Genomic DNA, 6,517 nt, shown 5'->3' with positions numbered 1-6,517 from the left:
CGCATCGAATCGCCCATGCGTTCGCGCGTGTTCGACAACTCCGACGGCGTGCTCTACGCGTTCGGCTGGCGTGCGTTCGGCCTGGCGCTCCTGTATGCGCTCATTCCCGGCATCGTCTCGGCCGTTCTCATGTCGGGGCAGGTTGCTGCGCAGATGGCTTCGGGGGCGCTCGCGGGCTCCGCTTTTGGCGGCAGCACCGCGCTGGCGGCCGACGTGACGCTCGATTTGCCTGGTCAGATCATTACGCTTGCGGTCGAGTGGCTGATCATGCCCATCATCTGGGTGGGCATGATGCGCATGGCGCTCTACCGCGACATCTCCGCCGGTCTGCAGATTGGCAAGATTTTCCAGATGATTCGCCGCGATGTGGGCGGATTGGTTCCTGCATGGATCGTGTTCTGCGTGCTTAACACGGCTGTTTCGTTCGCCGCGAGCATGGTTACGAATTCCGCATGGCTGATGGCGGCCGATCCTTCCGCCCAGGCGCTGGGCATGTCCATACTCTTGCTGCTGGCGGCGTACGCTTTGCAGGTGGCATCGGTGTTCCTGATGGCAATCGCGCTGCGCACGGCGGGTCGCTGGACGGCTCAGTTCGAAGTCGCCCAGTGGGGTCCCAAAGAGGCCCCGCTGCCTCCGAAGGGCGGGTATCCGCCGGCGGCGTAACTGCATCAACGTGCGTATTCTGCGCAGGGGATTTGAATATTGTGCAACAAGGCAGGCCGCGCCCGGCAGAGGGTGCGGTCTCTTGGTATAAAGACCCTCGGGTTATTCTGCGCCGTTCGGCGGTTTTGAATAGAAAGGTCTTGCATGGACGTCGTACTCATGATTGTGCTCATCGTTATCGTATTGAGCATTTTGGTGTTTATTCACGAAGGCGGGCATTACCTTGCCTCGCGCATGTTCGGCGTGCGCGTGACGGAATTCATGCTGGGTTTGCCCGGGCCCAACATCGGCTTCACGCGCAAGGGTACCAAGTTTGGCGTGACGGCGGTGCCTTTGGGCGGCTACGCCAAGGTATGCGGCATGGAGCCTGGCCCCGAGAATCCCCATATCGAACGTGCGCTGGCCTATGCCTACGAACATGGCACCGTGTATGCCGATGATGCGGCGGAAGAGCTGGGCATCAGTCTGGAAGACGCCATCGAGGTCATGTACGTGCTGGAGGATTGGGGCTGCGTGGACGGTCCCGGCAAGAAGGACGAGCACAACATCTTCCGTACCCGTGCCTACCGCGACAAGAAGGCCGGAATCGACCTGGCGCAGGGCACGCCGCGCCCCTTCGAGGACCCGCATGCGCTCTACCTGCTTGAACGCGCACAAACCTACCGTGCTCAGCCGTTCTGGAAGCGTACCGTCATCCTGCTTGCCGGTATCTTCATGAACCTGCTGTTCGCAGTGCTGGCGTTCGTGCTTGCGTTCTCGGTCATCGGCGTGGACGTGACCATGACCACGGGCGAGATGCAGCACGTGAACCTCAATCCGCTCGATGCCATTCAGATGGGATTCACGGTGATCGGCGTGACGGCGCAGGCCATCGTGAGCCTGTTCAACCCCGAGACCGCTGCGACCGTGGTGTCGCAGTCCACGAGCGTGGTGGGTATGGCGGTGATGTCGGTGGATTTCGCTGCGCAAGGCCTCGGCTGGTTCATCTACTTCATGGCCATCATCTCGGTGTCGCTGGGATTGATGAACCTGCTGCCTATTCCGCCGCTTGACGGCGGGCGTTTCGTCATCGAGATCTTCCAGAAGCTCTCGAAGCGCCAGGTGGGCTACAAGGCCATGAACGCCATGAGTCTGGCGGGCATGGCGCTGTTTTTGGTATTCTTCCTGTTTATGGTGAATCAAGACGTGCAACGCTTCGTCTTCGGAAACTGGGGATAGGGAGTCGCCATGAAACCCAATGAACAAACCCGCCGCGTGATGGTGGGCAGCGTGCCCGTGGGCGGGGGAGCACCGTGCGCGGTGCAGTCGATGCTCAACGCTCCGGGCGACGACGTGGAGGCCAACCTCGCGCAAATCAACGCGCTTGCCGAGGTGGGATGCGAGATCGTGCGCATGGCCATTCCGCGCCGTTCGTGCCTGGATGCGTTCGCCGAAGTGTGCGCTCAAAGCCCGCTTCCTGTGGTGGCGGACGTCCACTTCGATGCTCAGATCGCCATCGAGGCCGCGCGCCGCGGCGCCGCCAAGCTGCGCATCAACCCCGGCAACATCGGGGGATGGGACGCGACCGACGCCGTGATTGAGGCGGCGGGCGAGGCGGGCATTCCCATTCGCGTGGGCGTGAATGCGGGCTCGCTTGACGAGGAGCTCAAGACGCGCGTCGATCTCACCCTGCCTGAAAAGCTAGCTCAGTCGGCAATCGACTATGTGCATCATTTCGAAGAGCGCGGTTTCCACGACGTGGTGGTTTCGGCCAAGGCCCACGACGTGATGACCACGGTGCGCACCTATCGCATGCTGGCGCGCGAGATTCCGCAGGTGCCACTGCACATCGGCATCACCGAGGCGGGCACGCTCATGCAGGGCACCGTCAAATCGGCCGCCGGCCTGGGAATCCTGCTGGAAGAAGGCATTGGCGACACCATGCGCATCTCGCTGACCGACGACCCCACCGAGGAGGTGCGCGCCAGCTGGATGCTGCTCGCGGCGCTCGATCTGCGCCGTCGCGGCCCTGAAATCATCAGCTGTCCCACGTGCGGGCGCTGCCAGGTTGACCTCATCGGACTGGCCAAGCAGGTGGATGCGCGATTGGCCACGTGCCCCAAGCCGCTCAAGGTGGCGGTCATGGGCTGCGTGGTGAACGGTCCTGGCGAGGCCGCCGATGCCGATATCGGCGTGGCATGCGGCGCGGGATCGGGCGCGCTGTTCGCCCACGGTAAGGTTTTGCGCAAGGTGCCCGAGGAAGGCATCGTTGACGCCCTGATGGAGGAAATCCAAAAGATGTAACAGCGGCGAAAAGCCTTGCGCCGCAGGCCCGGGGCGGGTATCGTTGACGGGTTGAAATTTGAAGCCGAAAGAGGACGGTAGGCTAGCCTTTTGGCGGGCGATTTTGCGCCCGTGGCGTTGCGAGGCGGCTTCCATCCTCATGCTCGAGAAGGAATCGCACATGACCACATTCGCCAAGCACGCCGTACTGCGCATGAGTGCGCTGTATGCCCCCACGCTCAAAGAGGATCCCAGCGACGCGGACATCGTGTCTGCCAAGCTGCTCACGCGTGCGGGTATGATCCGCAAAGAGGCCGCCGGCCTGTATTCATTCCTGCCGCTGGGCATGCGCGTGCTGCGCAAGATCGAGGACATCGTGCGCGAGGAGATGGATTCCCACGGCGGCCAGGAGATTCTGATGCCGTTCGTGCAACCCGCCGAGCTGTGGCACGAGAGCGGCCGCTGGGATGACTACGGTCCCGAGCTTCTGCGCGTGGTTGATCGCCACGGCAACGATTTCGTGCTGGGTCCCACGCATGAGGAAATCATCACCGACCTGGTGAAAAACGAGCTGCGCAGCTACAAGGATCTGCCCAAGAACCTCTACCAGATTCAGGTGAAGTTCCGCGACGAGCGTCGTCCGCGCTTCGCTCTTTTGCGCGGCCGCGAGTTCGTGATGAAGGATGCCTACAGCTTCGATGCCGATGAGGCGGGTTTGGACAAGAACTACGCCCTCATGCGCGACGCTTACACCAATATGTGCGAGCGTATGGGCCTGAACTTCCGCATCGTGCAGGCCGACTCCGGCCAGATCGGCGGCAACGAGTCCGAGGAATTCATGGCGCTCGCCGATACGGGCGAGGCCGAGCTCGTGCACTGCACCTGCGGCTATGCGGCCGACGTGGAGGCTGCCGCGTGCACGCCGCATCCGGTGGCATACCCCGCCGAGTCCTGCGAGAAGATCTCCACGCCCGGCGTGCACACGATTGCCGAGCTGGCTGCGCATCTGGGATGCGAGGAGGCCGCTTGCATGAAGGCGTTCTCCTGCAAAGATTCCGAGGGCCAGATTTGGGTGCTGTTCGTGCCCGGCGACTATGAGGTCAACGATGTCAAGGCCGAGCGCGTGGTGTCGGGCTTCACGCCGCTCACCGACGAAGAGATGAAAGACGCCGGCCTGGTCAAGGGCTCCATGGGCCCCGTCGGTCTGCCTGAGGGCGTGAAGATTGCCGCCGATGAGAGCCTGCGCGACATCGAGCGCTGGGTCGTGGGCGCCAACGAGGATGGCTACCATCTGGTGGGTGCCAAGCTCGGTGAGGATTTTCACGTGGACGCGTGGGCCGATCTGTGCATGGTGCGCGAGGGCGACGCTTGCCCCGTGTGCGGCAAGCCTCTCGAGCTGGCGCGCGGCATCGAGGTCAGCCAGATCTTCAAGCTGGGCGACAAGTACTCTCGTGCCATGGGCGCCACGTTCATGGACGAGGACGGCACCGAAAAGCCCTTCATCATGGGCTGCTACGGCGTGGGCGTGTCGCGCACGATGGCGGCTGCGGTGGAGCAGAGCCACGACGAGTACGGCATCATCTGGCCTGCGGGCATCGCGCCGGCGCACGTGTGCGTGATTCCGCTTTCCGCCAAGCCCGACGAGGTGACCGAAGCTGCTGAGAAGATTGCCGAAGAGCTTGCCGCTGCAGGCTTCGAGACGGTCATCGACGACCGCAACGAGCGCGCCGGCGTGAAGTTCGCCGATAACGACCTGATTGGCTGGCCCGTGCAGGTTGTGGCCGGCAAGCGCGGTCTGGCCGAGGGCACCGTGGAGGTCAAGAACCGCGCCACGGGCGAGAAGGTTTCCGTTCCGCTGGCCGAGGTCGAGGCCGCGGTCAAGGAGATTCTGGGCTTCTAAAGCGTCCGACAACGAAATGACGAGAGCCATGGGCGGTGCCTTCGGGTGCCGCCCATCTTTATTCAGATGCCGTTCGCCGCGGGTTTGTTTCCGCACTGTTTCCTTCCATTAATACAGCGCACTCTAATGCACTAAAGCGCTACAATGCAACGACCCTCCGAAAGCGGAGGGTTGCGCGTCTTGGCGCATGGATTCCGAGGAAAGGGAACAATGATGAAAGTGCTCGAGAGGATAAGTGACTTTGCTGGAAAGTACATGGCGATTATCGCGCTTCTCGTAGCCATTATCGCCCTGGTCTTTCCCGCGCCTGTATCTTCCGTCATCAAGACGAGCTATGTGAATACGCTTCTGGGCATCGTCATGTTCGGCATGGGCATGACGCTCAAGCTGTCCGACTTCAAGGTTGTGTTTACCAAGCCCAAGGCCGCCATCACGGGTATCTTCGCCCAGTTCATCATCATGCCCGGTCTGGCGTTTTTGCTGGTGACCATCTTCCAGCTGCCGCCCGAGCTGGCTGTGGGCGTCATCCTGGTGGGTTGCTGCCCCGGCGGCACCAGCTCCAACGTCATGACGTTCCTCGCGAAGGGCGATGTGGCGCTTTCCGTTGGCATGACCGCGTGCACCACCATCATGGCACCCGTCGTTACGCCGGCGCTCGTGCTGCTGCTCGCTGGCCAGACGGTCGATGTGTCGTTCATGAGCATGTTCATGTCCATCGTGCAGGTGGTGTTCCTGCCCATCGCCGCGGGCTTCGTCATCAACTACTTCTTCGAGAAGTTCGCGCAAGGCTTCGCCAAGGTGCTGCCGCTCATCTCGGTCGTGGGCATCTCGCTGATCATCATGGCTGTTGTGGCCGCTAACGCCGCCAACGTGCTCGCCGTGGGTCCGCTGGTAATCCTCGTGGTCATGCTGCACAACGTGCTGGGCTACGCGCTTGGCTACGGTGCTGCCTGCCTGCTGGGACTGTCCAAGGCGCAGCGCCGCACCATCTCCATCGAGGTTGGCATGCAGAACTCCGGCCTGGCCACTTCGCTGGCTACCGTGCACTTCGCCGCCATGCCGATGGCCGCTGTGCCCGGCGCAATCTTCAGCGTGTGGCATAACATCTCCGGTGCGGTGTACGCCAACATCCTCGCCCGCAGCGCCCACGAAGCGCCCACCGACGAGGCGACCGAGGAGAATGCTAAGGCTGCCGCTCAGGGCGCCAACGCATAAGTTCTTTACAAGGGGGAGAAGGGAGGGAAGGTATTCCCTCCCTTCTCCCCCTTGAACCCCCTTATTCCTCCCTTCGCTCCAGAGCGCAGTGGAAACTGGGTATGTGGACTGCATTGCCCACAAAGCAAGCGTCGCTTCGCTCGCTTGCGCTTCGCGAGTTTATTGATTGTTGCGTAATTGCCAAGTGCCTCACAGGTCTTGGCTTCATCGACGCCGAGCAGAGAAAGCCCCCACGCATCCCAAAAACCTTGAGATGCGTGGGGGCTTTTCGGTTCATCGTAAAGATGTAAAAGAACAATATGCTCGAGTTTCTTGGTAATGCTTCAAGTTTGGCCATACACGCGAACCGCGGGCGAGCGAAAGCGATGCCCGCTCAGTGGGCGATGAAGTCCCGATTGGCCGGTTTCCCCCGCGGGCTGGAGCGAGAAAAAGGAGGAGGGGGTTCCAAAGGGGGAGGAGGAAAAGGAAACATCCTTT

5 protein-coding genes are annotated in these 6,517 nt (G+C 61.9%); all 5 read left to right on the top strand.

Annotation, left to right across the window (positions count from 1 at the left end; translation table 11 throughout):
• Positions 1–663 (top strand): DUF4013 domain-containing protein (locus Q0J60_RS03290; protein WP_294438806.1); only part of this gene is annotated, 663 nt, incomplete at its 5' end.
• Positions 664–807: 144 nt separating this feature from the next.
• Positions 808–1,881 (top strand): site-2 protease family protein, encoded by a 1,074-nt coding sequence (locus Q0J60_RS03285; protein ID WP_294438805.1) that lies wholly within the window; start codon positions 808–810, stop codon positions 1,879–1,881.
• Positions 1,882–1,890: 9 nt separating this feature from the next.
• On the top strand, positions 1,891–2,946 hold the full coding sequence (gene ispG, locus Q0J60_RS03280) for a flavodoxin-dependent (E)-4-hydroxy-3-methylbut-2-enyl-diphosphate synthase (RefSeq protein ID WP_294438804.1): 1,056 nt from the start codon (positions 1,891–1,893) through the stop codon (positions 2,944–2,946).
• A gap of 160 nt (positions 2,947–3,106) precedes the next feature.
• Entirely contained in the window at positions 3,107–4,825 is a 1,719-nt protein-coding gene (locus Q0J60_RS03275) for a proline--tRNA ligase (RefSeq protein ID WP_294438803.1), read from the top strand.
• 213 nt (positions 4,826–5,038) lie between these two features.
• A complete protein-coding gene (locus tag Q0J60_RS03270; RefSeq protein WP_367178770.1) occupies positions 5,039–6,040 on the top strand; it encodes a bile acid:sodium symporter family protein in 1,002 nt (333 codons plus the stop codon).
• The last annotated feature ends 477 nt before the right edge of the window (positions 6,041–6,517 follow it).

The sequence above is a fragment of the uncultured Slackia sp. genome (genome assembly GCF_944321625.1).
Taxonomy (GTDB): domain Bacteria; phylum Actinomycetota; class Coriobacteriia; order Coriobacteriales; family Eggerthellaceae; genus Slackia.
The sequence above is the reverse complement of the archived record's forward strand: the minus strand, read 5'-3'. Positions and strand labels throughout refer to the sequence as shown.

What these genes read in the sequence shown, in the direction of transcription:
- Q0J60_RS03285 (WP_294438805.1), top strand. Translation starts at nt 808, where the DNA reads ATGGACGTCGTACTCATGATTGTGCTCATCGTTATCGTATTGAGCATT.
- ispG (WP_294438804.1), top strand. Translation starts at nt 1,891, where the DNA reads ATGAAACCCAATGAACAAACCCGCCGCGTGATGGTGGGCAGCGTGCCC.
- Q0J60_RS03275 (WP_294438803.1), top strand. Translation starts at nt 3,107, where the DNA reads ATGACCACATTCGCCAAGCACGCCGTACTGCGCATGAGTGCGCTGTAT.
- Q0J60_RS03270 (WP_367178770.1), top strand. Translation starts at nt 5,039, where the DNA reads ATGAAAGTGCTCGAGAGGATAAGTGACTTTGCTGGAAAGTACATGGCG.